Annotated in this window: 21 protein-coding genes and 1 pseudogene; 9 read left to right on the forward strand and 13 right to left on the reverse strand. The window is 72.7% G+C overall.

Going from position 1 to position 23,497, the window contains the following annotated elements; genetic code table 11:
* Nucleotides 1-94 precede the first annotated feature (94 nt).
* Nucleotides 95-829 (forward strand): transglycosylase SLT domain-containing protein, encoded by a 735-nt coding sequence (locus tag IF43_RS0121450; protein ID WP_030203068.1) that lies wholly within the window; start codon nucleotides 95-97, stop codon nucleotides 827-829.
* Nucleotides 830-934: 105 nt separating this feature from the next.
* Here IF43_RS0121450 and IF43_RS0121455 read toward each other — a convergent pair whose 3' ends face one another.
* On the reverse strand, nucleotides 935-3,430 hold the full coding sequence (locus IF43_RS0121455; RefSeq protein WP_030203073.1) for an FHA domain-containing protein: 2,496 nt from the start codon (nucleotides 3,428-3,430) through the stop codon (nucleotides 935-937).
* 170 nt (nucleotides 3,431-3,600) lie between these two features.
* Here IF43_RS0121455 and IF43_RS0121460 point away from each other — a divergent pair, with 170 nt between their 5' ends.
* Both IF43_RS0121460 and serB read left to right on the forward strand, forming a co-directional pair.
* The gene (locus tag IF43_RS0121460; RefSeq protein WP_324605121.1) at nucleotides 3,601-5,487 is read left to right on the forward strand and encodes a streptophobe family protein; all 1,887 of its coding nucleotides are present in this window, start codon (nucleotides 3,601-3,603) and stop codon (nucleotides 5,485-5,487) included.
* A gap of 82 nt (nucleotides 5,488-5,569) precedes the next feature.
* The gene (serB, locus tag IF43_RS0121465; RefSeq protein ID WP_030203077.1) at nucleotides 5,570-6,769 is read left to right on the forward strand and encodes a phosphoserine phosphatase SerB; all 1,200 of its coding nucleotides are present in this window, start codon (nucleotides 5,570-5,572) and stop codon (nucleotides 6,767-6,769) included.
* Nucleotides 6,770-6,914: 145 nt separating this feature from the next.
* On the opposite strand, the gene IF43_RS0121470 is transcribed toward serB, so the two are convergent.
* From IF43_RS0121470 to IF43_RS0121485, 4 genes are all read right to left on the reverse strand, one after another.
* Nucleotides 6,915-7,433 (reverse strand): histidine phosphatase family protein, encoded by a 519-nt coding sequence (locus tag IF43_RS0121470; RefSeq protein ID WP_030203079.1) that lies wholly within the window; start codon nucleotides 7,431-7,433, stop codon nucleotides 6,915-6,917.
* Between the two features lie 89 nt (nucleotides 7,434-7,522).
* Complete coding sequence (locus tag IF43_RS0121475) at nucleotides 7,523-7,753, reverse strand: hypothetical protein (RefSeq protein ID WP_030203082.1); 231 nt, start codon at nucleotides 7,751-7,753, stop codon at nucleotides 7,523-7,525.
* Nucleotides 7,754-7,939: 186 nt separating this feature from the next.
* On the reverse strand, nucleotides 7,940-8,059 hold the full coding sequence (locus IF43_RS43545; protein ID WP_267884798.1) for an SGM_5486 family transporter-associated protein: 120 nt from the start codon (nucleotides 8,057-8,059) through the stop codon (nucleotides 7,940-7,942).
* A 4-nt stretch (nucleotides 8,060-8,063) separates the two neighbouring features.
* Nucleotides 8,064-9,398 (reverse strand): MFS transporter, encoded by a 1,335-nt coding sequence (locus tag IF43_RS0121485; protein WP_030203084.1) that lies wholly within the window; start codon nucleotides 9,396-9,398, stop codon nucleotides 8,064-8,066.
* Nucleotides 9,399-9,508: 110 nt separating this feature from the next.
* Between IF43_RS0121485 and IF43_RS0121490 the strand changes: the two genes are divergently transcribed.
* Complete coding sequence (locus IF43_RS0121490) at nucleotides 9,509-10,198, forward strand: FadR/GntR family transcriptional regulator (RefSeq protein ID WP_030203088.1); 690 nt, start codon at nucleotides 9,509-9,511, stop codon at nucleotides 10,196-10,198.
* A 134-nt stretch (nucleotides 10,199-10,332) separates the two neighbouring features.
* Here the strand turns inward: IF43_RS0121490 and IF43_RS0121495 are convergent, their stop codons facing one another.
* From IF43_RS0121495 to fabG, 4 genes and pseudogenes are all read right to left on the reverse strand, one after another.
* Entirely contained in the window at nucleotides 10,333-12,093 is a 1,761-nt protein-coding gene (locus IF43_RS0121495; protein ID WP_030203091.1) for an immunity 49 family protein, read from the reverse strand.
* Between the two features lie 73 nt (nucleotides 12,094-12,166).
* A pseudogene (locus IF43_RS38210) lies at nucleotides 12,167-12,400 on the reverse strand (hypothetical protein); the annotation flags it as partial.
* Between the two features lie 430 nt (nucleotides 12,401-12,830).
* On the reverse strand, nucleotides 12,831-13,601 hold the full coding sequence (fabI, locus tag IF43_RS0121505; RefSeq protein WP_030203098.1) for an enoyl-ACP reductase FabI: 771 nt from the start codon (nucleotides 13,599-13,601) through the stop codon (nucleotides 12,831-12,833).
* Between the two features lie 5 nt (nucleotides 13,602-13,606).
* Entirely contained in the window at nucleotides 13,607-14,326 is a 720-nt protein-coding gene (gene fabG, locus IF43_RS0121510) for a 3-oxoacyl-[acyl-carrier-protein] reductase (protein ID WP_030203101.1), read from the reverse strand.
* 184 nt (nucleotides 14,327-14,510) lie between these two features.
* Here fabG and IF43_RS0121515 point away from each other — a divergent pair, with 184 nt between their 5' ends.
* The 3 genes from IF43_RS0121515 to tyrS all read left to right on the forward strand — a co-directional run bounded on the left by IF43_RS0121515 (nucleotide 14,511) and on the right by tyrS (nucleotide 18,776).
* A complete protein-coding gene (locus IF43_RS0121515) occupies nucleotides 14,511-16,034 on the forward strand; it encodes a TldD/PmbA family protein (protein ID WP_030203103.1) in 1,524 nt (507 codons plus the stop codon).
* Nucleotides 16,031-17,422: a metallopeptidase TldD-related protein gene (locus IF43_RS0121520; protein WP_030203105.1), complete on the forward strand. Its 1,392-nt coding sequence runs from the start codon at nucleotides 16,031-16,033 to the stop codon at nucleotides 17,420-17,422. Before IF43_RS0121515 ends, IF43_RS0121520 begins: the two co-directional genes overlap by 4 nt.
* 88 nt (nucleotides 17,423-17,510) lie before the next feature.
* Nucleotides 17,511-18,776, forward strand: a complete 1,266-nt coding sequence (gene tyrS / locus IF43_RS0121525) for a tyrosine--tRNA ligase (protein ID WP_030203108.1) — start codon at nucleotides 17,511-17,513, stop codon at nucleotides 18,774-18,776.
* Between the two features lie 126 nt (nucleotides 18,777-18,902).
* Here tyrS and IF43_RS0121530 read toward each other — a convergent pair whose 3' ends face one another.
* On the reverse strand, nucleotides 18,903-19,181 hold the full coding sequence (locus IF43_RS0121530; RefSeq protein ID WP_030203111.1) for a GlsB/YeaQ/YmgE family stress response membrane protein: 279 nt from the start codon (nucleotides 19,179-19,181) through the stop codon (nucleotides 18,903-18,905).
* Between the two features lie 223 nt (nucleotides 19,182-19,404).
* On the opposite strand from IF43_RS0121530, the gene IF43_RS0121535 reads away from it, so the two are divergent.
* Together IF43_RS0121535 and IF43_RS0121540 are read left to right on the forward strand one after the other, a co-directional pair.
* Nucleotides 19,405-19,731, forward strand: a complete 327-nt coding sequence (locus IF43_RS0121535; protein WP_030203115.1) for a DUF3099 domain-containing protein — start codon at nucleotides 19,405-19,407, stop codon at nucleotides 19,729-19,731.
* A gap of 141 nt (nucleotides 19,732-19,872) precedes the next feature.
* Complete coding sequence (locus IF43_RS0121540; RefSeq protein WP_234332424.1) at nucleotides 19,873-20,112, forward strand: hypothetical protein; 240 nt, start codon at nucleotides 19,873-19,875, stop codon at nucleotides 20,110-20,112.
* Nucleotides 20,113-20,183: 71 nt separating this feature from the next.
* Here IF43_RS0121540 and moaA read toward each other — a convergent pair whose 3' ends face one another.
* The 3 genes from moaA to IF43_RS0121555 form a co-directional block, all read right to left on the reverse strand.
* The gene (moaA, locus tag IF43_RS0121545; protein WP_030203132.1) at nucleotides 20,184-21,173 is read right to left on the reverse strand and encodes a GTP 3',8-cyclase MoaA; all 990 of its coding nucleotides are present in this window, start codon (nucleotides 21,171-21,173) and stop codon (nucleotides 20,184-20,186) included.
* Nucleotides 21,174-21,359: 186 nt separating this feature from the next.
* A complete protein-coding gene (locus IF43_RS0121550) occupies nucleotides 21,360-22,997 on the reverse strand; it encodes a cation acetate symporter (RefSeq protein WP_030203136.1) in 1,638 nt (545 codons plus the stop codon).
* Nucleotides 22,994-23,359 (reverse strand): DUF485 domain-containing protein, encoded by a 366-nt coding sequence (locus tag IF43_RS0121555; protein ID WP_030203139.1) that lies wholly within the window; start codon nucleotides 23,357-23,359, stop codon nucleotides 22,994-22,996. The genes IF43_RS0121550 and IF43_RS0121555 overlap by 4 nt, the downstream gene beginning before the upstream one ends.
* Nucleotides 23,360-23,497: the final 138 nt, after the last annotated feature.

The raw sequence follows: 23,497 nt of genomic DNA on the forward strand, positions 1-23,497 counted from the left end.
GCTAAGAATGGCTGCCGTCGCCAGGCGCCGCGGGTTTTTCCGAGAAACCCCCGGCGCTTTCCCGCGGCCCCCGCTATTCGAAGAGGTTGCCCGTATGTCTGCGTCCAGCACTCCCGGTCTTCGCCGTCTGACCAAGACCCACAAGGTCTCGATCGCCGGTGTCGTCGTCCTCGGCGTCGCCTCTCTGGCCATCTCCGCGATCCCCGCCCAGGGTGCCGACGCCAAGTCGGTCGTGGTGGCGGACCCGATCTCGTGGAGCAAGACCGTCGAAGCGGTGCAGACCAAGAGCGTGCAGGGCCTGACCCAGCAGCACCAGGTGATCGAGAAGGCCGTGAAGGCCGCGGCCGCCAAGAAGGCCGCGGAGGCGAAGAAGGCCGCCGAGGCGAAGGCGAAGGCCGAGGCCGACGCGAAGAAGGCGGCCGCCGCCAAGAAGGCCGCCGCCGCGGCCAAGAAGGCCCGCGCGGCCAAGGCCGCCGCCAGCCGCTCCGCGGCGCGGACGCCGGTCTTCGCGAACAACCTCGACGGCTGGATCAAGGAAGCGCTCCACATCATGAAGCGCGAGGGCATTCCGGGCACGTACAACGGCATCTACCGCAACGTGATGCGCGAGTCGAGCGGCAACCCGCGGGCCATCAACCTCTGGGACATCAACGCGCGGAACGGCATCCCCTCCAAGGGCCTGCTCCAGGTCATCCAGCCGACCTTCAACGCCTACCACGTCAAGGGCACGAAGTTCGACCTGTACGACCCGGTCGCCAACATCGTCGCCGCCTGCAACTACGCGGCCGACCGCTACGGCTCGATGGACAACGTGAACAGCGCCTACTGAGCGCGCGTCCCACCACGCTCCCCCATGCGCCGCGGGGCGGCACCCTGATCAGGGTGCCGCCCCGCGGCGTACGTGCGTACGGGCGTCCGTACGGTCCGGCGTGCGCTAGTTGCGCATGACCTCCGGCTCGTGGCGGCGCAGCAGGCGCTGCACGGCGAAGCCGCAGGCGATGCCGATGAGCAGCAGGATCACGATGTCGAGCGTCCACTGCCCGGCCGTGGCCTCCCACAGCGGGTCGGTGTTGCCGGGGTTGTCGCGGTCCCACGGCGGCATGAGGTGGCCGAGGTCGAGCGTGGTGCCGGCGGCGGCCACGGCCCAGCGCGAGGGCATGAGCCAGGCGAACTGCTCCAGGCCCGGGGAGTCGTACACCTGGAAGAGGATGCCGGTGAACACGACCTGGACGATCGCGAACATCACGAGCAGCGGCATGGTCTTCTCGGCGGTCTTCACCAGCGAGGAGATCACCAGGCCGAACATCATCGAGGTGAAGCCGAGCGCGATCACCGACAGGCACAGCTCGACGGCCGGCGGGAAGATCAGTCCCTCGGCCGGCAGCTGGCGCGTGGCGAAGCCGATGCCGCAGATGATCACGCCCTGGATGGCCGTGATGAACCCGAGGACGATCACCTTCGACATGAGGTACGCGGACCGGGACAGACCCGTCGCGCGTTCCCGCTCGTAGATGACCCGTTCCTTGATCAGCTCGCGGACGGAGTTCGCCGCGCCGGAGAAGCACATGCCGACCGCGAGGATCAGCATGATCGTGCCGGCGTCGCCGTTGAACCGGGCCTTGCCCGTCGGCGGGGCGAGGCCGAAGTCCGCGGGGATGACCGTGGAGACCACGCCGAGCACCGCGGGCAGGATCAGCATCAGGCCCATGAAGCCCTTGTCCGATGCGATCACCGAGACGTAGCGGCGGATCAGGGTGCGCAGCTGCGAGCCCCAGTCCTGCGGCTTGGGCGGCTGCATCTGCTGCATGGGCGGCATCTGCACCGACTGCGGGGCGACGGCGTCGATGTCCGCGGCGTACATCTGGTAGTGCTGCGAGCCCTTCCAGCGGCCCGCCCAGTCGTAGTCGCGGTAGTTCTCGAAGGCGGAGAACACGTCGGCCCAGGTCTGGTAGCCGAAGAAGTTCAGCGCTTCCCCGGGCGGGCCGAAGTACGCGACCGAGCCGCCCGGCGCCATGACGAGGAGCTTGTCGCACAGCGCCAGCTCGGCCACGGAGTGCGTGACGACCAGGACGGTGCGGCCGTCGTCGGCGAGGCCGCGCAGCAGCTGCATGACGTCGCGGTCCATGCCCGGGTCGAGGCCGGAGGTGGGCTCGTCGAGGAAGATCAGCGACGGCTTGGTGAGCAGCTCGAGGGCGACGGACACGCGCTTGCGCTGACCACCCGAGAGCGAGGTGATCTTCTTGTCCTTGTGGATGTCGAGCTTGAGCTCGCGCAGCACCTCGTCGATGCGGGCGGTGCGCTCCTCCTCGGCGGTGTCACCGGGGAAGCGGAGCTTGGCCGCGTACTTCAAGGCCGTCCGGACGGTCAGCTCCTTGTGCAGGATGTCGTCCTGCGGGACCAGGCCGATGCGCTGGCGGAGCTCCGCGAACTGCTTGTACAGGTTGCGGTTGTCGTAGAGGACGTCACCCTGGTTGGCCGGGCGGTAGCCGGTGAGCGCCTTGAGCAGCGTCGACTTGCCGGAGCCGGAGGGGCCGATGACCGCGACCAGGGACTTCTCCGGGACGCCGAAGGAGACGTCCTTGAGGATCTGCTTGCCGCCGTCGACCGTGACGGTCAGGTGGCGGGCCGAGAAGGAGACCTCACCGGTGTCGACGAACTCCTCGAGGCGGTCGCCGACGATGCGGAACGTGGAGTGGCCGACGCCGACGATGTCGTTCGGACCCAGCGTCGCGCTACCGGACTTGGCCAGCGGCTGACCGTTGACGTACGTGCCGTTGTGGCTGCCGAGGTCCTTGATCTCGAACCGGCCGCCCGCCGAGCGGAATTCGGCGTGGTGGCGCGAGACCTGGAGGTCGGAGACCACCAGTTCGTTGTCCAGCGCACGACCGATGCGCATGACCCGGCCGACGTCGATGTGGTGGAACGTCGTCGGGCTGCGGTCCCCGTAGACCGGCGCGCCGGCCGGCTGGGCGGCCTGCGGCTGGTGGGCCTGCTGCTGGTGGCCCTGCTGCTGCGGGACGTGCGGCTGCGCCGGCTGCTGCTGGTACTGCGGCTGGTGCCCCTGCTGCCCGGGCCAGCCGGCCGCGGGTGCCCCCTGCTGCCCGTGCCCCGACGGGACGTTGGCGACGGCGGCGGTCAGGTTCAACCGCGGGCCGTCGGTCGCGTTGCCGAGGTGGACGGCGGTCCCCGGCGCGAGGTCCAGTCGCTGCACCCGCTGGCCGTGCGCATACGTCCCGTTGGTGCTGCCGTGGTCCTCGAGGGCCCAGCCGCTCCCGGTCCAGCTGATGGTGGCGTGCCGCCACGAGACCCTGGCGTCGTCGATCACCATGTCGCCCTGGGGGTCACGGCCCAGGGTGTACGACCTGGACGGATCGAGGGCCCAGGTCCTTCCGTTCAATTCCAGTACGAGTTCCGGCACTCCATGCCCCACTTGTTGTCCCCCGATGCCCCCTGACGGCAGGGAGTCTAGGGATGGCGAACTTCGGGGGGAACTATTTCAGGCCCACGCGCAGAAGTGGAATCCGGGCCCCACCGAGTGCGTACGGATCATACGGGGCGGGGAGATGCGTGGTGACTCGGCACGAATCGGGGGGTCCGCGCATGGGGTCGTCTTCGGGGTGGGGCGGTGGCGGGGCGGCGGGCTTCGGCGCGCCCGCGCGGGTCGGGGCACGCGCGCCGACGCCCGGGGCGGCCGACGTGGTGATGTCCGCGGTGGCGGCGGTGAGCTGGGCGTTGGTGGTGATGGCCGGGGTGGCGGCCGCGGGGCTGCACCTGTTGGGGGCGGACGCCGCGGGCGGTTCGCTGGGGGCGATGACAGCGGCCGTGGTGGTACTGGCCGTTGGGGGAACCGTGACGCCCTCCGGAGACGTCTCGGTCTTTGGACTGGAGGGTGCGGGGGCGCAGACCGCCGTCGACATCGCGCCACTGGGGGTGGGGTTGGCGGGGGCGTCGGTGTTGGCGCTCGTCTTCCTGCGCCCGGTGCGGGCGGTCGGCTTCGACGGGCGCCAACTGCTGGTGCGGGGCGCGGCGGTCGTGGTGCTGTTCGTGGCCATGGCGGGGGCCCTGGCCTGGGTGGGGCACGACGTGGTGACGCTCGACGGGGTGCGGCTGCCGGGTGCGCGCGGGTCCGGGGGCGGCGGACCGGGGAGGCCCGGCGGGGGCTCGGGGGGCCTGGAGATCCCCGGGTTGGGCGATGTCGGGGACATCGGCGGCATCGGTGGCGCCGGGGACGTCGGCGGCCTGCTGCCGGACCGCATCGGGGACCTGGTCGACGCGAAGGCGCGGGTCGGGTTCTCGGTGCGGACCGGGCCGACGCTGCTGGGCGCGCTGGTGTGGGTGGTTGCGGTGCTGCTGATCGCGGTGGCCGCGAGCCGGCGGACCGGGCCCGGTGCCCCGCGGCTGCTCGCGGCGGTCCGGCCGGCGGTGTCGGCGACGGTGGCCGCCCTGCAGGTGACGGTGGCGGCGGCGCTGGCGGCCGCGGTGTGGGCGGCTGCCGGCGACGACCATCCGCGGATGGTGCTGGGCGGGGCGCTGCTCGGGGCGCCGAACGGGGCGTGGTCGGCGGTTCCGCTGGGGATGTTCGTGCCCTTCGACGGGCGGGTGAGCGGTCGGCTGGCCGGGGTGCTGCCCGACCCGCTGGACCGGCTGCTCGGGATGTCGGCGCGGGAGCCGGTGACCGTGGGGCGGCTGGCCGGGTACGACGACCGGGTGTGGCTGCTGGTGGCCGCGGTGGCCGGTGCGCTGCTGTACGCGGGGACCCTGGCGGGCGTACGCACGGCCCGCCGGCCCGCCGGGGGGCGATCGGCCTTCGCGGCCCGAGCGGCGGTGCGCATGGGGCTGGTCTGGGCGGTGGTGACGCCGCTGCTGGTGTGGCTGACGGGGGTGTCGGTGAGCGCCTCGCTGTCGGTGCTGGGCGTGGACGCGTTCGGGGCGGCGCTGGAGCTGCACGGGCAGGCGGGACCGGCGGCGCTGCTGGGGGCGGGCTGGGGAGCGCTGGCGGGCGGGGCGGGGGCGCTGCTCGCGTTCCGGCGCGCGCCGCTGGCGGCGGCCGGGGCGGCCGGGCCGCCCGCGGGGTACGGGTCGGGGGCGCCGTGGCCGACGTACGGGCCGTACGCGGGCCCGGGCGCGCCGTACGGCCCGGGCCACCCCTACGGTCCGGCGGGCCCGGGCGCTGCGTACGGTCCGGCGGGCCCGTACGCGCCCCGGCCCGGACACGGCCCGCCGACGGTGAACCCGTACCGCGACGGACCGGGCGCGGGCCGCTCGGGCGGGCGGGACGTGTCCACGGACGAGACGATCGCCGGACCCCCGCCGGGGGCGCCCTGGCGCGGGTCCGGCGGGCGGGGCCGGGCGGGGCCCGACAGGTCGACGGACGCCACGCTGGCGGGCCCGCCGCCGCCCCCTCCGCCGCGGCCCCGGCAGCGGAAGCCGCCGTTCACTCCCCCGCCACCGCCCGGACCGCCGCCGGACGCCCCGCGGACCCGCTAGCAGCGGTCTTGAGCCAGATACGCGTCCGGGGGGTGGGACAGGGGGAGCCACATCGTGGGCGGGAGGATACGGTGAGGGGACCATGAGCGCTTCGCAGACCTCCGACGTCCCGACCCTCCTCGTCAAGATCTTCGGCAAGGACCGCCCTGGGATCACCGCCGGGCTGTTCGACACCCTCGCCGCGTACTCCGTCGACGTCGTCGACATCGAGCAGGTCGTCACCCGCGGCCGCATAGTCCTGTGCGCCCTGATCACCTCGCCGGGCACGGTGATGGAGGGCGAGCTGCGGGCCACCGTGCACAGCTGGGCCGAGTCCCTCAAGATGCAGGCCGAGATCATCTCGGGTACGGGCGACAACCGGCCGCGCGGCAGCGGGCGTTCCCACGTCACCGTGCTGGGCCACCCGCTGACCGCCGAGTCCACCGCCGCCGTGGCCGCGAAGATCACCTCGGTGGGCGGGAACATCGACCGCATCTTCCGCCTCGCGAAGTACCCGGTGACGGCCGTGGAGTTCGCCGTGTCGGGCACCGGGACCGAGCCGCTGCGCACCGCGCTGGCGATCGAGGCGGCCCGCATCGGCGTGGACGTCGCCGTGGTGTCGGCAGGGCTGCACCGCCGGGCGCAGCGCCTGGTGGTCATGGACGTGGACTCGACCCTCATCCAGGACGAGGTCATCGAGCTGTTCGCGGCCCACGCGGGCTGCGAGGACAAGGTCGCCGAGGTCACGGCGCAGGCGATGCGCGGCGAGCTGGACTTCGAGCAGTCCCTGCACGCCCGGGTGGCGTTGCTGGCGGGCCTGGACGCGTCGGTGGTGGACAAGGTGCGGGCCGAGGTGCGGCTCACGCCGGGGGCGCGGACCCTGATCCGCACGCTGAAGCGGCTCGGCTACCAGGTGGGTGTCGTCTCGGGCGGCTTCACGCAGGTGACGGACGACCTGCAGGAGCGGCTGGGGCTGGACTTCGCCTCGGCCAACACGCTGGAGATCGTCGACGGCAAGCTGACGGGCCGGGTGACCGGGGACATCGTGGACCGGGCGGGCAAGGCGCGGCTGCTGCGCCGCTTCGCGGCCGAGGCGGGGGTGCCGCTGGCCCAGACCGTGGCCATCGGCGACGGCGCCAACGACCTGGACATGCTGAACGCCGCCGGGCTGGGCGTGGCCTTCTGTGCGAAGCCGGTGGTGCGGGAGGCCGCGCACACCGCCGTCAACGTGCCCTTCCTGGACACCGTGCTGTACCTGCTGGGCATCACGCGCGAAGAGGTCGAGGCCGCCGACCTGCACTGACACCGTCCGCGACGCCCGCGCCCGTACCGACGGGCCCGGGGACCCGGCGCTGCGGGCCGGGGCCTTCGCGCCCGCGCGGAGTACGAGAAGGGCCCCCGGCCGGTGCTGCCGGGGGCCTTCTCGGGCTGCGGATACCCCATGGGGGTCAGTGCTTGGGGGTCCAGAAGTCGAGGAGGGTGCCGACCCCGTGCTCGACGGACTTCCAGCTGCCGCTGAACCCGATGACGGCGACGGCCGCGGTCGGGAAGCCGCTGCGGGCCATGCGCGCGAGGGTGTCGCCCTCGGCCCGGCCGGCGAGGGCGTCGGCCAGTGCGTGCATGCCCGGGTTGTGGCCGATGACCAGCAGGTCGTGCACGTCGTCCGGGGTCTCGTTGACCAGGGCGATCAGCTCGCCGAGGGAGGCCTCGTACAGGCGCTCCTCGTAGACGGTCTTGGGCCGGTGCGGGAGTTCCTGGACGGCGAGCTTCCAGGTCTCGCGGGTCCGGGCGGCGGTGGAGCACAGGGCCAGGTCGAAGGTGATGCCGGTCTCTGCCAGCTTCAGCCCGACGGCCGGGGCGTCCGCCCTGCCCCGGTCGGCCAGCGGCCGCTCGTGGTCCGACACGTCGGGCCAGTCGGCCTTGGCGTGCCGGAGGAGGACGATCCTGCGGGGTGTATCGGCGCTCATGGCTCCCAGCTTCGCACGAAATGAGCCATGGGGCGCAGGGTGTTGAAGGGCTCACCCCATGGAGGCGGACGTGCTCCGGCGCGCGGGTGTCAGGGCAGTGCGCGCACCAGCTGCTCCAGGAGCGGGACCAGCGCGGAACCCGCCCCCGGCTGGTGCGCTCCGGCCGCGCCCGGGCCGGACAGGAGGATGAGGAGCGCCGCGAAGGCCGCGACGGGGAGGGCGAGGGCCCACCAGCGCAGGCGGGTGTCGGGGCCGGTGCCGGGAGTGCGGCCGAAGGGCGAGGACCGGTGGACGGTCCGGATCTGGGTGGGGGCCGACATGACCGCCTCCGTCTGGGTGGGCTCGGCTGGGCTGCTGGGAGTGCCGCGTTGTCTTCGCTGCCTCGAATCTAGAGATCCGGTGCGGCGGTTCCCATCAGGTGGTCCACCCACTTGACCCTGAGTCCCACCCCCTAGGGGACGGGGGGTTATCCCCACCCCGGCCGCCGCGCGGGGGCGCGGGGTGCGTCAGGGGGAGGCGAACGTGGCGATGATCGCGACGATCACCGTGACACCGAGCATGGCGCCGAGGACGAGGGCCAGCTTCCGGCGGCCGTTCTGGGGGTTCGGTTCGAGCACGGGCTGCATGGACTCAGTCTCCCATGGCGCATTCGTCCTCGATCGTGCGGTCCCGGCCCGCGAGGACGCCCACCACCATCTGCGGCACCATCAGGCCCGCCATGACCGCCAGCGGCAGGTCCCAGCCGCCGCTGTGCTGGTACAGCATGCCGATGACCAGGGGGCCGGGGAGGGAGATCAGGTAGCCGGTGCTCTGCGCGAAGGCGGACAGCTTGGCGACGCCGGCCGCGGACCGGGCACGCAGACCGATCATGGTGATGGCCAGCGGGAACGCGCAGTTCGAGACGCCGAGCAGCATGGCCCAGGCCCACGCCCCGCCCGCGGGTGCGGCGTACAGGCCGGCGTACCCCGTCAGGCCGAAGAGGCCGAGGGCGACGACGATGACGCCCTGGTTGCGAACGGCCCCGGCCAGCCGCGGGATGACGAAGGCCAGCGGCACTCCCATGACCATGGTGAGGGCGAGCAGCACCCCGGCGCCGTCGGCCGAGACGCCCGAGTCCCGGAAGATCTGGGCCAGCCAGCCCATGGTCACGTACGCGCCGGTGGCCTGGAGGCCGAAGTAGCCGGCCAGCGCCCAGGCGGTGCGGCTGCGGGTGACCCGGGGGCCCGCGGTGTCGGCGGGCCGGGCGCCCGCACCCGAGGGCGCGGCGGCGGGGCCGCCGCCCCGCTCCCGCCGGGCCTCCCGCCGGGCCTCGCGGGCCACGGCGAGCCAGGGCAGGACGGCGGCCAGGGCGAGGACGGCCCACACCAGCAGGCCGGTGCGCCAACTGCCGCCGAGGGCCCGGGTCATCGGGACGGTGGCCGCGGCGGCCAGTGAGGTGCCGATGGCCAGCGCCATGGAGTACAGGCCCGTCATGGTGCCGACGCGGTCGGGGAACCAGCGCTTGACGATGACCGGGAGCAGCACGTTGGTGAGCGCGATGCCGGCGAGGGAGAGGGCACTGGCGGCGAGGAAGCCGCCCGTGCTGCCCGCGCAGGAGCGGACCACCATGCCGGCGGCGACCGCGGCCATGCCGGCGCACACGACGGCGGCAGGGCCGAACCGGCGCGAGAGCCGGGGCGCGGTGACGCCGAAGACCGCGAAGCAGAGCGCCGGCATGGAGGTGAGCAGACCGGCGACGGTGCCGCTCATGCCGAGGCCGGCGCGGGTCTCCTCCAGGAGGGCGCCGAGGCTGGTGATGGCCGGTCGCAGGTTGAGGGCGGCGAGGACGATGGCGACGACGACGAGCGGCCCGAGCCAGCGGGGGGCCTCCTGGGCGGGCACCGCGGCGGGGCCACGGGTGGCGGGGGCGGCGCTGCTGCCGGGCGCGGCCGCGCGGCCGAGGGTGCGGGTCTTCTCATCGCGCATGCCACCCATCATAGATTCATGGGATGATTGGTTGTCCAGCGGTGGTCCGACCCGCTCCGCTCGCCGGTACCGCTACGGTGTCGTCCCGTCCACTACGCCCAGGAGGGTCCATGCCGCTGACCTCGCCCCGCCGCTCCGCACTCGTCGACCAGGTGATCTCCCAGCTCAGGAACCAGATCACGTCGGGCGAGTGGCCGGTGGGTTCGCGGATCCCCACCGAGCCGGAGCTGGTCGAGCAGCTGGGCGTGGCCCGCAACACCGTGCGCGAGGCGGTCCGCGCGCTCGCGCACAACGGCCTGCTGGACATCCGGCAGGGGTCGGGCACGTACGTCCTCGCGACCAGCGAGCTGGCGGGGGTCATGCACCGCCGGTTCGCGGGCGCCGACCCGCGGCACGTCGCGGAGCTGCGGTCGACGCTGGAGTCCTCGGCGGCACGGCTGGCGGCGGAGCGGCGCACCGAGCGCGACCTGGGCCAGCTGGACGCGCTGCTGGCGCGGCGCGAGGAGGCGTGGGCGTCCGGGGACGCGGAGGTGTTCGTGGCCGCCGACATCAGCCTGCACATGGCGGTGGTGGCGGCCTCGCACAACGAGGTCCTGGTCGGGCTCTACGCCGATCTGGGCGACCTGCTGCGCGACTGGCTGCGCGACGACGTGGGCACCGAGCTGACGCCGGACACCCACATGGACCACGGCCGCCTGGTGGAGGCGATCCGCCGCGGGGACGGGGACGCGGCGGCCTCCGAGGCCGCGGGCTACCCGTTCGAATGGCTGAAGGCAGCCCCGGGGCGGGCGCGCGGCTGACCGCCGGGGGGATGCCGTGGTGTGGGGGTCCCCTCGCCTCTTGACCCCTCATGGCCTGCAGGCCACGACGCCTCACGAGGCTCCCCACACACCACGGCCCCCGCTTACCGAGCGGGCCTCCTGAGGACAGAGGGCTAGAAGGCTTCGGCCGCGAGGAGCAGTCGTCGGGGCAGGTACGGCGACTCGACGCGGACCTCCCAGCCCCGGCGGCGGGCGTGGCAGGCCAGCGACAGGACGTCGAGGTCGATCGACGCGTCGACGTCGTCGGCGCGGTCGGCCACCCGGAAGTGGTCGCGGTAGGCCTCCAGGGCGTCGGCCAGGGCCAGGTTGAAGCTCTCCTCGTCCCCCTCGACGAGCTGCGAGAGCAGCACCGCCGGCGGCGGCCGGAAGCCCCGGTCCCGGGCCCTCTCGACCTCCCGCAGCGCGCGCTCGGCCGCCGGCCCGGCGTCCTCTCCCTTCAGGTAGGTGTGGAGGGCCACCCGGTACGCGGCGAACGCGGAGCGGTCCTCCTCCGCATACCCGGGGCCGGTCAGGACCAGTGGTGCGAGGTCCTCGCGGGCCCCGGTGACGAGGGCGAACGCGGTGGCGGTCTGCCAGGTGCCGGGGCCCGCGTCCTCGCGGGAGGCCGGGCAGCGCAGCGTGCGGCCGTCGATCTCCACCTCGACCTCGGTGCCCGGCTCGGCCAGCGCGATCGTGAACAGCGCGGCGCCGAGCCGGGAGGCCAGCCGCAGGTTGGCGAGCTGGGCGTCGGTGGCGTCAGCGGAGCGCGCGGCCCGCGTCTTGAAGAGGATGTCCTGGTAGCGCACCGCGCTCTCGAGCCGCCACGCCTTGAGGGGCTCGCCGTCCTCGCCGGTGAGGGCCTTGCGGGTGCGCTCCTCGAACCGGGCCTCGTACTCCGGGCCGGAGCTCCGCTCCACGGCCGGCCGCTCGACCACGAGGGGCCCGGCGGCCAGGGCGGCGACCGCGTCGGCGCGCCGGTCGCGGCCGAAGCCCCCGACCCGGGGGCCGGCGGTCTCGAAGCCGGTGACCAGGGCGCGGGGCAGGTAGTCGGTGTCGACGGCCGGCGACCAGCCCAGGGTGCGGTACGCCAGCGCGGCGAGGGCGATCGGCAGCAGCGGCAGCAGGCTGCGCGGCCGCGCGCCGGGCCCGGGCCGCTCGGTCAGCGGGAGCAGCAGCGCGGCGATCCCGGCCTCGAAGGCCTCCCGGTCCTCGACGACCAGGGCGCGCAGGGTGCGCAGGGCCACCGTGTCCGGCCGGTCGAGCAGCTCCGCGCCGCGCTCCTGGGCCCGGGCGGCGATCCGGGCGAGCGCGGCGTCGACCGCGACGGTCTTCTGCTCCGCGGTCGGCGGGTATGCGTCGTCGTCGTTCCCCGTGTCGCCCATGACGTGGGCCATGAAGCCGGCGACGAGTTCCACGGCGGGGGTCCCGGCCGTGTCGTCGCCGAACTTGTGGCGGGCGAAGTGGAACGCCTCCCCGTGGTACGAGGCCTTGCCGGAGAGGACCGCGAGGCAGAACGCGTCGAGCCACTCGCCCGGGGTGACCGACTCCTCGGGGTGCTCGGTGTCGCCGCGGTCGTACCCCATCCCGAAGTTCACGTAGTCGAGGTGGATGTGGAAGCTGTCGTGCGGGTGGTACGCGGCGTACGTGACGGCGCCGGCCGCGGCCTCGGTGGCGTCCCTGAGCACGGCCCTGGCCTCGGGGTGGTCGAGGTCGGGGGTGTCGACGGACAGGGCGCCGAGGTAGTCGAGGAACTCCTCCGAGAGGTACTGCCACTCGTACGTGGCCATCCGGCCGCCCCGCGACATGGACCGGACCTCTCCCCCGATCCGGTTCACGAAGTCCGTCCGGGCGGCCGAAACCGCTGCCTGGCCCACCTGGTGACGCTCTATCCGCACTGCCCCGCTCCTTGCTCGACCGAACCGGGGCCAGCCTAGGGGCGGGGTCTGACAGTCCGTCGGAGCGGGGTTCTCAGCCGCGCTGATGGCTCACCCACGCCGACCGCACTTCCTTCCAGCAGCGCCCGGTCAGCTGGAGCAGGTCGGCGGGCCCGACGGCGACCGCCACGGTGTCGCTGTCGAGGTCCCACCACCGGTCGCACTCGATGTGCAGGCGCACCAGGTCGGTCCCGGGGTACGGGTTGTGGCAGCGCGCGGTGACGTGGGACCCGGCGATCTCGGTGTCGCAGTCGGCCCCGAACAGCTCGCGGCGCCCCGGCCGGGTCGGCTGGGCGGGCGGCTCGACGGGCAGCTCCGCCGGGTCCACGCCGGCCTCCGCGCCGGAGAGGGGGTCGAGCGGGTCCGGAACGGCCTCGCCCGCGGCGGGCGCGCCCTCGGATCCGGCCACGCCCTCCGCTCCGGCCACGGCCGCGGGGTCGGCCCCGGGGGCCGCGTCGGCCGCCGCCCCGGGCGCGAGGAGGCCGGTCAGCACGATGGCAGCGGCCAGCAGTGTCGTCGTACGGCTGCGGATCGGACGCACCCGGTCCTCCCTCCCGCGAGTCGGCCGGGAGCCCCCGCTCGGCGCTCCCCGGGCGTGATCAGTCTGCGGGAAACGCGAGGGCCGCGCCTCCCGGAGGAGGCGCGGCCCAGGTGGGTGCGCGCGGCGGCTGGCCCGTACGGGTGAACCCGGTGCGGGGTCAGGCGCCCATGATGTGCACGCCGCCGTCGACGTGCACGATCTCGCCGGTGGTCTTCGGGAACCAGTCCGAGAGCAGGGCGACGACGCCGCGGCCGGCCGGCTCCGCGTCGTTCATGTCCCACGCCAGCGGGGAGCGGTGGTTCCACACGTCGGCCAGGTCGGAGAAGCCCGGGATGGACTTCGCGGCCATGGAGCCGAGCGGGCCGGCGGAGACCAGGTTGCAGCGGATGTTCTCCTTGCCCAGGTCGCGGGCGAGGTAGCGGCTGGTGGCCTCCAGCGCGGCCTTGGCCGGACCCATCCAGTCGTACTGCGGCCAGGCGTACTGCGCGTCGAAGGTGAGGCCGACGACGGCCGCGCCCTCCGCCGGGAACAGCGGCTTGCAGGCCATGGTCAGCGCCTTCAGGGAGAACGCCGAAACGTGCATCGCGGTGGACACCGACTCGAACGGCGTGTTCAGGAAGTTGCCGCCGAGGGCGTCCTGCGGGGCGAAGCCGATCGAGTGGACGACGCCGTCGAGGCCGCCGAGCTCGTCGCGGACGACCTGCTCCAGGCGGCCCAGGTGCTCGTCGTTGGTGACGTCGAGCTCGATGACCTTGACGGGCTTGGGGAGCTTCTTGGCGATGCGCTCGGTCAGGGTGGGCCGGGGGAAAGCGGTGAGGATGACCTCGGCGCCCTGCTCCTGGGCCAGCTTGGCGACGTGGAAGGCGATGGAGGACTCCATCAGCACACCAGTGACCAGGATGCGCTTGCCGTCGAGAATTCCGCTCATGGTGATCAGTGACCCATGCCCAATCCGCCGTCAACGGGAATGACGGCTCCAGTGATGTACGACGCGTCGTCCGACGCGAGGAAGCGCACGGCCGAGGCGATCTCCTCGGGCTGCGCGTAGCGGCCGAGCGGCACCTGGGAGACGATGCCGGCGCGCTGCTCGTCGGTGAGCACCTTCGTCATGTCGGTGTCGACGAAGCCGGGGGCGACGACGTTGAAGGTGATGTTGCGGGAACCCAGCTCGCGGGCGAGGGAGCGGGCGAAGCCGACGAGGCCGGCCTTGGAAGCGGCGTAGTTCGCCTGGCCCGCCGAGCCGTACAGGCCGACGACGGACGAGATGAGGACGACGCGGCCCTTCTTGGCGCGCAGCATGCCGCGGTTGGCGCGCTTGACCACGCGGAAGGTGCCGGTGAGGTTCGTGTCGAGGACGGACGTGAAGTCGTCCTCGGACATGCGCATCAGCAGCTGGTCCTTGGTGATGCCGGCGTTGGCCACCAGCACCTCGACCGCGCCGTGCTTGCCCTCGATCTCCTTGTAGGCCTGCTCCACCTGCTCGGCATCGGTGATGTCGCACCGGACGGGCAGCACGCCCAGGTCGACGAGCTCCTGCGGGGGCTCCCCCGAGCGGTACGTGATCGCGACCTTGTCGCCCGCGTCGGCGAAGGCGCGGGCGATGGCGAGGCCGATGCCCCGGTTTCCTCCGGTGACGAGAACCGAGCGGCTCAACGGATCACCCTTTCCCTAGCTGTCTGGACAGCGAAAACCTATCGGTCCAGTCGTGTGTACGCAGAATCGGTCCTCGACAGGGCCTGAAGTCGACGGCTGTCGAGTCCCTACAGAAAGGTGTAGGCATTCCGGGCGCCGGCGCGACATGATCGGGGCGACCGGTCCCGACCACAGGGAGACATCCGTGCCTCATTCCATCGACGCGGCGTTCACCGCGCTGCCGCTGCGGGCGCTCGCCGACGCGGCGCTCGCGCGGGCGCGCGCTCTGGGCGCCGAGCATGCCGACTTCCGGCTCGAGCGGGTCCGCAGCGCCTCGTGGCGCCTGCGGGACGCCAAGCCCGCGGGCTCCTCGGACACCACCGACCTCGGCTTCGCCGTCCGGGTGGTGCACGGGGGCAGCTGGGGGTTCGCCTCGGGCGTCGACCTGACCATGGACGGTGCTGCGCGGGTCGCCTCGCAGGCGGTGGCCATGGCGCAGCTGTCGGCGAAGGTGATCAAGGCGGCCGGCTCGGACGAGCGGGTGGAGCTGGCGGACGAGCCGGTGCACGCGGACCGGACGTGGGTCTCGGCGTACGAGATCGACCCGTTCACGGTGCCGGACGAGGAGAAGGCCGCCCTGCTGGCGGACTGGAGCAACCGGCTGCTGGCGGCGGACGGCGTGGCGCACGTGGACGCCTCGCTGCTGGCCGTGCACGAGAACAAGTTCTACGCGGACACCGCGGGCACCGTCACGACCCAGCAGCGGGTACGGATCCACCCGCAGCTGACGGCGGTGGCCGTGGACGAGCGGACCGGCGAGTTCGACTCGATGCGCACGATCGCGCCCCCGGCGGGCCGCGGCTGGGAGTACCTGCGGGGCACCGGCTGGGACTGGGACTCCGAGCTGGAGCGGATCCCGGGGCTGCTGGCGGAGAAGATGCGGGCGCCGAGCGTCGAGGCCGGCCGGTACGACCTGGTGGTCGACCCGTCGAACCTGTGGCTGACGATCCACGAGTCGATCGGGCACGCCACCGAGCTGGACCGGGCGCTGGGCTACGAGGCGGCGTACGCCGGCACCTCGTTCGCGACGTTCGACCAGCTCGGCACCCTGAAGTACGGCTCCCCGATCATGAACGTGACCGGTGACCGCACCGCGGAGCACGGCCTGGCCACGGTCGGGTACGACGACGAGGGCGTCGAGGCGCAGAGCTGGGACCTCGTCAAGGACGGCACCCTGGTCGGCTACCAGCTGGACCGGCGCATCGCGAAGCTGACCGGCCTCGGCCGCTCGAACGGCTGCGCGTACGCGGACTCCCCCGGGCACGTGCCGGTGCAGCGGATGGCGAACGTCTCGCTGCAGCCGGACCCGGGCGGGCTGTCGACGGAGGACCTGATCGGCGGGGTCGAGCGGGGCATCTACGTGGTCGGCGACCGCTCCTGGTCGATCGACATGCAGCGGTACAACTTCCAGTTCACCGGCCAGCGGTTCTTCCGGATCGAGAACGGGCGGCTGGCGGGCCAGCTGCGGGACGTGGCCTACCAGGCGACGACCACCGACTTCTGGGGCTCCATGGAGGCCGTCGGCGGCCCGCAGACGTACGTCCTGGGCGGCGCCTTCAACTGCGGCAAGGCCCAGCCGGGCCAGGTCGCTGCCGTCTCGCACGGCTGCCCGTCCGCGCTGTTCCGCGGCGTCAACATCTTGAACACCACCCAGGAGGCCGGCCGATGACCCGGAGCACGAAGCCGCACGAGATCGTCGAGCGGGCGCTGGAGCTGTCCACGGCCGACGGCTGCGTGGTGATCGCGGACGAGGAGTCGACGGCGAACCTGCGCTGGGCGGGCAACGCGCTGACGACGAACGGCGTCACCCGCGGCCGCACCCTCACGGTGATCGCCACCGTGGACGGCAAGGAGGGCACCGCCTCCGGCGTGGTCTCCCGCTCCGCCGTCACGGCCGAGGACCTCGAGCCGCTGGTGCGGGCCGCCGAGGCGGCGGCGCGCGGCGCGGGGCCGGCTGAGGACGCGCAGCCGCTGGTGACGGGGGTCCCGTCGTCCCCGGACTTCACCGACGGGCCGGCCGAGACCTCCTCGGCGGTGTTCGCGGACTTCGCCCCGGCGCTGGGCGAGGCCTTCGCCCGGGCCCGCGAGGGCGGTCGCGAACTGTACGGGTTCGCCAACCACGAGCTGGTCTCCACGTACGTCGGCACCTCGACGGGGCTCCGGCTCCGGCACGACCAGCCGAACGGGACGCTGGAGCTGAACGCGAAGTCGCCCGACCGGCAGCGGTCGGCCTGGGCCGGCCGGTCCACCCGTGACTTCAAGGACGTCGACCCCGGGGCGCTGGACGCGGAGCTGGCCCGCCGGCTGGGCTGGGCGGAGCGGCGCATCGAGCTGCCGGCCGGCCGCTACGAGACGCTGCTGCCCCCGACAGCCGTGGCGGACCTGCTGATCTACCAGATGTGGTCGGCGTCCGCGCGGGACGCGACCGAGGGCCGCACGGTGTTCTCCAAGCCCGGCGGCGGCACCCGGCTCGGCGAGCGGCTCTCGCCGCTGCCGCTGACGCTGCGCAGCGACCCGAACGAGCCCGGCCTCGAGGCGGCGCCGTTCGTCATCGCGCACAGCTCGGGCGACGACGCGTCGGTGTTCGACAACGGTCTGCCGGTGCCGCCGGTGGAGTGGGTGCGGGGCGGCGAGCTGGCCCACCTGACCACCACCCGGCACACCGCGGCGCTGACCGGGCTGCCCCCGGCCCCCGGCTTCGGCAACCTGGTCCTGGACGCGGGCGGGGAGAAGTCCCTGGACGAGATGGTGGCGGCCACCGGGCGGGGGCTGCTGCTCACGTGCCTGTGGTACATCCGCGAGGTCGACCCGGCGACGCTGCTGCTGACCGGCCTGACCCGGGACGGGGTGTACCTCGTCGAGAACGGCGAGGTCGTCGGCGAGGTGAACAACTTCCGGTTCAACGAGTCCCCGGTGGACCTGCTGTCCCGGGCCACCGAGGCCGGCCGTACCGAGAAGACCCTGCCGCGCGAGTGGAGCGACTGGTTCACCCGGGCCGCGATGCCCGCGCTGCGGATCCCCGATTTCAACATGAGCTCGGTCAGCAAGGGCGTGTGACCCCCATAGACTGAGATCCACGCGCCCCGGCGCGTGCCGCGGCCACCGCACCGGCCGCCTCTCCACCATTCGAAGGAGTCGAAAGACCGTGACGGACATCGTCGACGAACTGAAGTGGCGCGGGCTGTTCGCCCAGTCCACCGACGAGGACGCCCTGCGCAAGGCGCTCGCGGACGGTCCGGTCACCTTCTATTGCGGCTTCGACCCGACGGCCCCGTCGCTGCACGTGGGGCACCTGGTGCAGGTGCTCACCGTGCGCCGGCTCCAGCAGGCCGGCCACCGGCCGCTGGCGCTGGTCGGCGGGGCCACGGGGCAGATCGGTGACCCGCGCCCGACGGCCGAGCGGACCCTGAACGACCCGGAGACGGTCGCGAACTGGGTCAACCGGCTGCGCACCCAGATCGAGCCGTTCCTGTCCTTCGAGGGCGAGAACGCCGCGGTGATGGTGAACAACCTGGACTGGACGGCGGGCCTGTCCGCCATCGAGTTCCTGCGGGACATCGGCAAGCACTTCCGCGTCAACAAGATGCTGACCAAGGACTCCGTCGCCCGGCGGCTGGAGTCCCAGGAGGGCATCAGCTACACCGAGTTCAGCTACCAGCTGCTGCAGGGCATGGACTTCCTGGAGCTGTACCGGCGCCACGGCTGCACCCTGCAGCAGGGCGGGTCGGACCAGTGGGGCAACCTGGTGGCCGGCCTCGACCTGATCCACAAGCTGGAGCCGCACGCGCAGGTGCACGCGCTGGCCACGCCGCTGATGGTCAAGGCGGACGGCACGAAGTTCGGCAAGACCGAGAGCGGCGCCGTCTGGCTGGACCCGGAGCTGACCACGCCGTACGCGTTCTACCAGTTCTGGCTGAACGTGGACGACCGGGACGTCTCCACGTACCTGCGCATCCTGTCCTTCAAGAGCCGCGAGGAGCTGGAGGAGCTGGAGGCGCAGACCGCGGAGCGGCCGCAGGCGCGCGCCGCGCAGCGCGCGCTGGCCGAGGAGCTCACCACGCTGGTGCACGGTGCCGACCAGTGCGCCGCCGTGATCGCCGCCTCGAAGGCCCTCTTCGGGCAGGGCGACCTGGCGGAGCTGGACGAGGCCACGCTGGCCGCGGCCCTCTCGGAGCTGCCGCACGCCAAGGTCTCCGAACTCGTGGCGGTGCCGGACCTGCTCGCCGAGACCGGCCTCGTCGCGAGCAAGTCGGCCGGTCGCCGTACGGTCAAGGAGGGCGGGGCGTACGTGAACAACGTCAAGATCACCGCCGAGGACGCGGTCCCGGCCCGGGAGGAGCTGCTGCACGGGCGTTGGCTGGTGCTGCGTCGCGGCAAGAAGAACCTGGCCGCGGTGGAGCTCACCGGCTGACGGCGCCGACGGCTCCGGGGCCGCCCGGCAGCACACGGCGAAGGGGCCGGTCCGCACGGTGCGTGCGGACCGGCCCCTTCGCCGTGCCCACGGGCCTCGACGGGAGCCCGCGGGTACCGTTCCCCGTCACGTCGTCTGGCCGCGCTTGCCCCGGATCGCCATGTACATCATGTCGCCGAGCGCGACGACGGCGATCGCACACGCCAGCTGGAGCAGGTGGCGGGTCCAGTCGATGCCCCGGGTGTCCGCGACCCCGATCCAGCCGGCCACCGCGTTGCCGAGGATGGCGCCGGCCATGCCGAAGAGGGTCGTCAGCCACAGGGGCTGGTGCTGCTTGCCGGGCAGGACCGCCCGGGCGATGAGCCCGAGCACGAAGCCCACGATGATCGCCCACAACCAACTCATGTCGCCTCCTCATGCGGCATGCCGCGCGTACCGCGCAGATGCGCTCAAGTCTCGCCCTACCGGGCTAATGACGCATGTCGGACGCCTCTGTTCGGGGGAGGCCGTCCCGCCGGTCCGCCGGAGGCCCGACCCCCCGCCCTCGGCAGCACCCGGGACCGGGCGTACCGTGGAGGTCCGGCCCGGGCGAGGAGGCTGCCCGGCGGCACGATGGGGTGGTGGAACGGTGCGCAAGCGGAACGGTACCGAGGTGTTCCGGATCACCGGAGCCCGGCAGGGGCTGGCCGAGGACGTACGCGGCCGCCAGCGGCGCTACGTGATCTCGATGGGCATCCGCACGGTGTCGGTGATCCTCACCGTGCTGTTGTGGAACGTCGAGCGGTACGTGGCCGTGGTCACGCTCGTCGCGGGCGCGCTGCTGCCGTACGTCGCCGTGGTCATCGCCAACGCGGGCCGCGAGCGGGCGCCCTCCCTGCCCTCGCACTTCATCCCGGCGCCGGTGCGTCCGGCGCTGGACGCGGGAAACCTCAATAAAAGCTCAGATCAATCATGAAGTTCCGCTGCACCGCACCGGGTCCTGCGTGACATACTGCCTAGGCGCTCCGCATCCCCCGTCGGAGCGACGGACCGACGCCGGGCAGCTCCCCCCGTGGCTGCTCGGCGTCGTCATTTCGTCTTCTAGGGTTGAGGCGTGATCCTCCCCATCGGACCCGACGAGTCCCCCGCCACCCCGATCTGCTCCGCCAAGGGCTGCCGCGCCGCCGCGGTCTGGGTCCTGGCCTGGAACAACCCGAAGCTGCACACGCCCGAGCGCCGCAAGACGTGGCTGGCCTGCGAGGAGCACCGCGAGCACCTGTCCCAGTTCCTGGGGGTGCGCGGGTTCCTCAAGGACGTCGTGAAGTTCGAGGACTGGCAGGACCCGGAGGTCCCGTAGGTCCTGTAGGTCCCGTGGACCCTCGGGGGGCCCTCGGGCCCCGCGGGCCGTGGCCCGGAAGGCCCCGCAGGTCAGCCGCCGATGGCGGACATCGGGCGGTCGGGCTGGAGGAAGGACGGGTCGTCGAGGCCGGAGCCGGCCTTCTTCCCCCACATCGCCACCTTCCACAGGCGGGCGATCTCCTCGTCCGGGGCGCCCGAGCGCAGGGCCCCGCGCAGGTCGGACTCCTCGGTGGCGAACAGGCAGGTGCGCACCTGGCCGTCCGCGGTCAGCCGGGTCCGGTCGCAGGCCCGGCAGAACGGCCGGGTGACGGAGGCGATGACGCCGACGGTGGCCGGGCCGCCGTCGACGATCCAGCGCTCGGCGGGGGCGGAGCCGCGTTCGGCGGCACCCTCCTCGGTGAGGGTGAAGCGGGTGCGCAGCGAGGCGAGGATGTCCCCGGCGGTGATCATGCCGTCGCGCTTCCAGCCGTGCTGGGCGTCGAGCGGCATCTGCTCGATGAAGCGCAGTTCGTAGCCCTGCTCGACGGCCCAGGCCAGCAGGTCGGGGGCCTCGTCGTCGTTGAGTCCGGGCATGAGGACGGCGTTGACCTTGACCGGGGTCAGGCCCGCGTCACGGGCGGCGGCCATGCCGTCGACCACGTCGTGGTGGCGGTCGCGGCGGGTGAGCGTCTTGAAGACGTCCGGACGCAGGGTGTCGAGCGAGACGTTCACGCGGTCGAGGCCGGCCGCCTTGAGGGCGGCGGCGGTGCGCTTGAGGCCGATGCCGTTGGTGGTCAGCGACATCCGGGGGCGCGGCTCCAGGGCGGCGCACTGCTCCACGATGCCGACCAGGCCGGGCCGCAGCAGGGGCTCGCCGCCGGTGAAGCGGACCTCGGTGACGCCGAGGTGGGTGACGGCGATCCGGACCAGGCGGACGATCTCCTCGTCGGTCAGCAGGTCGGGCTTGGCCAGCCACTGCAGGCCCTCTTCGGGCATGCAGTACGTACAGCGCAGGTTGCACCGGTCGGTGAGCGAGACCCGCAGGTCGGTCGCCACCCGGCCGTAGGTGTCGATGAGCACTGTGGCCCCCTCCCGTGTCCGGATGTGTAGAGGTTCAACTACGTGTTCGAGCCTACGCGACGCGTGTTACGGACAGACGTGCCCAAAGGAACGAGACGCGGCGCGGCCGCGTCGTAGAGAAGTACGACGCGGCCACGCTGGGTGAACGCCGGGTGCCGGTGGGCAGCCGCCGGAGCCCCTACGGGCTCAGTGGGCCCCCGTACCGGTGAGCGAGCGCACCTCCAGCTCGGCGTACTTCTGCTGGTCGGCCGGCTCCTTGGACAGGACGGTGCCGAGCCAGCCGAGCAGGAAGCCGAGCGGGATGGAGACGATGCCGGGGTTCTCCAGGGGGAACCAGTAGAAGTCGGCGGTCTTGAACATCGACGTCTCCTTGCCGGAGACCACCGGCGAGAAGAGGACGAGGACCACCGAGGAGATCAGGCCGCCGTAGATGGACCAGAGCGCGCCCCGGGTGGTGAAGCGCTTCCAGAAGAGGCTGTACAGGATCGTCGGCAGGTTGGCCGAGGCGGCGACGGCGAAGGCGAGGGCGACCAGGCCGGCGACGTTGAGGTCCCGGGCCAGGGTGCCCAGGCCGATGGCGACGGCTCCGATGCCGACGGTGGCCCAGCGGGCGGCGCGTACCTCCTCCTGCTCGGTGGCGTTGCCCTTGCGAATGACGTTCACGTAGAGGTCGTGCGCGAACGACGAGGAGGAGGCGAGGGTGAGGCCCGCAACGACCGCGAGGATGGTGGCGAAGGCGACGGCCGAGATGACGGCCAGCAGGACCGCGCCGCCGGTGGAGCCGGCGCCGCCCCCGACGGCCTCGGCGAGCATGGGCGCGGCGGTGTTGCCGGCCTTGTTGGAGGCGATGACCGCGTCGCGGTCCAGCAGGGCGGCGGCGCCGAAGCCGAGGGCGATGGTCATCAGGTAGAAGGCGCCGATGATGCCGATGGCCCAGTTCACGGACTTGCGCGCGGCCTTGGCCGTGGGAACCGTGTAGAAGCGGATCAGGATGTGCGGCAGGCCCGCGGTGCCCAGGACCAGGGCGAGGCCGAGGGAGATGAAGTCGAGCTTGGTGGTGGCGTCCTTGCCGTACTTCAGACCCGGTTCGAGGAAGGAGCTGCCCTTGCCGCTGTTCTCGGCGGCCCGGCCGAGCAGCTCGGAGATGCTGAAGTCGAACTTGAGCATCACCAGGAAGGTGATGAGCAGGGCGCCGGCGATGAGCAGGACGGCCTTGACCATCTGCACCCAGGTGGTGCCCTTCATGCCTCCGATGGTCACGTAGACGATCATCAGTACGCCGACCAGGGCGACGATCGCGACCTTGCCGCCGTCGCTGGTGATGCCGAGCAGCAGCGAGACGAGGACGCCCGCGCCGGCCATCTGCGCGAGCAAATAGAAGATGGAGACGACGATGGTGGACGTGCCGGCGGCGGTGCGGACGGGGCGCTGGCGCATCCGGTAGGCGAGGACGTCGCCCATCGTGTAGCGGCCGGAGTTGCGCAGCGGCTCGGCCACCAGGAGGAGGGCCACGAGCCAGGCCACCAGGAACCCGATGGAGTACAGGAAGCCGTCGTAGCCGAAGAGGGCGATGGCCCCGGCGATGCCGAGGAACGAGGCGGCGGACATGTAGTCGCCGGAGATGGCCAGGCCGTTCTGGAAGCCGGTGAACTGGCGGCCGCCGGCGTAGAAGTCGGCGGCGCCGCGGGTCTGGCGGCCGGCCCAGATCGTGATGATCAGGGTGGCGACGACGAAGAGGGCGAAGAGCGTGATGATCAGGGGGCGGTGCTCGGTGGCGGCCCCGGCCGCGAGCGGGACGGCCGGGGTGTGTGCGATGCCGCTCATGCGCCTTCCTCCATACCGGACTTGATGGACTCGGCCTGCGGGTCGAGGACGGCGGCGGCGTGCCGGGAGTACCACCAGGCGATCAGGAACGTGGTGGCGAACTGGGCGAGCCCGAGCACGAGGGCGACGTTGATGTTGCCGAGGAGCTTGATGCCCATGAACCCGCCGGCGTAGTTCGACAGCAGCACGTAGACCAGGTACCAGGCGATGAACGCCACGGTGAGCGGGAAGGCGAACGAGCGGTAGGAGCGGCGCAGCTCGCCGAACTCCGGGCTCTGCTGCACGGCGGCGAACTCCTCGGCCGAGGGCCCGGGCCGGCGCGTGCCCGCGCTGCCGGGGGGCGGGGGTGCTTCGGTGCTCACGGGGTCTCCTTGCGGGGCGGGTGCGATGGGAGCGGACAAAACGACCTCCGTGGGGGGAAGGTGTGACACGTTCCCCCTGTCAAGGGCACGGGCGGCAGGACTGGACGGTTCAACACCCGATTTTTCTTTCGGAATTCA

This window comes from Streptomyces sp. NRRL S-87, from assembly GCF_000719335.1.
In the GTDB taxonomy this organism is placed as follows: domain Bacteria; phylum Actinomycetota; class Actinomycetes; order Streptomycetales; family Streptomycetaceae; genus Streptomyces.

Excerpts from the sequence above, each read along its gene's own strand:
- IF43_RS0121450 (WP_030203068.1), top strand. The coding sequence starts at position 95 with ATGTCTGCGTCCAGCACTCCCGGTCTTCGCCGTCTGACCAAGACCCAC.
- IF43_RS0121460 (WP_324605121.1), top strand. The coding sequence starts at position 3,601 with ATGGGGTCGTCTTCGGGGTGGGGCGGTGGCGGGGCGGCGGGCTTCGGC.
- serB (WP_030203077.1), top strand. The coding sequence starts at position 5,570 with ATGAGCGCTTCGCAGACCTCCGACGTCCCGACCCTCCTCGTCAAGATC.
- IF43_RS0121470 (WP_030203079.1), bottom strand. The coding sequence starts at position 7,433 with ATGAGCGCCGATACACCCCGCAGGATCGTCCTCCTCCGGCACGCCAAG.
- IF43_RS0121475 (WP_030203082.1), bottom strand. The coding sequence starts at position 7,753 with ATGTCGGCCCCCACCCAGATCCGGACCGTCCACCGGTCCTCGCCCTTC.
- IF43_RS43545 (WP_267884798.1), bottom strand. The coding sequence starts at position 8,059 with ATGCAGCCCGTGCTCGAACCGAACCCCCAGAACGGCCGCCGGAAGCTG.
- IF43_RS0121485 (WP_030203084.1), bottom strand. The coding sequence starts at position 9,398 with ATGCGCGATGAGAAGACCCGCACCCTCGGCCGCGCGGCCGCGCCCGGC.
- IF43_RS0121490 (WP_030203088.1), top strand. The coding sequence starts at position 9,509 with ATGCCGCTGACCTCGCCCCGCCGCTCCGCACTCGTCGACCAGGTGATC.
- fabI (WP_030203098.1), bottom strand. The coding sequence starts at position 13,601 with ATGAGCGGAATTCTCGACGGCAAGCGCATCCTGGTCACTGGTGTGCTG.
- IF43_RS0121520 (WP_030203105.1), top strand. The coding sequence starts at position 16,031 with ATGACCCGGAGCACGAAGCCGCACGAGATCGTCGAGCGGGCGCTGGAG.
- IF43_RS0121530 (WP_030203111.1), bottom strand. The coding sequence starts at position 19,181 with ATGAGTTGGTTGTGGGCGATCATCGTGGGCTTCGTGCTCGGGCTCATC.
- IF43_RS0121550 (WP_030203136.1), bottom strand. The coding sequence starts at position 22,997 with ATGAGCGGCATCGCACACACCCCGGCCGTCCCGCTCGCGGCCGGGGCC.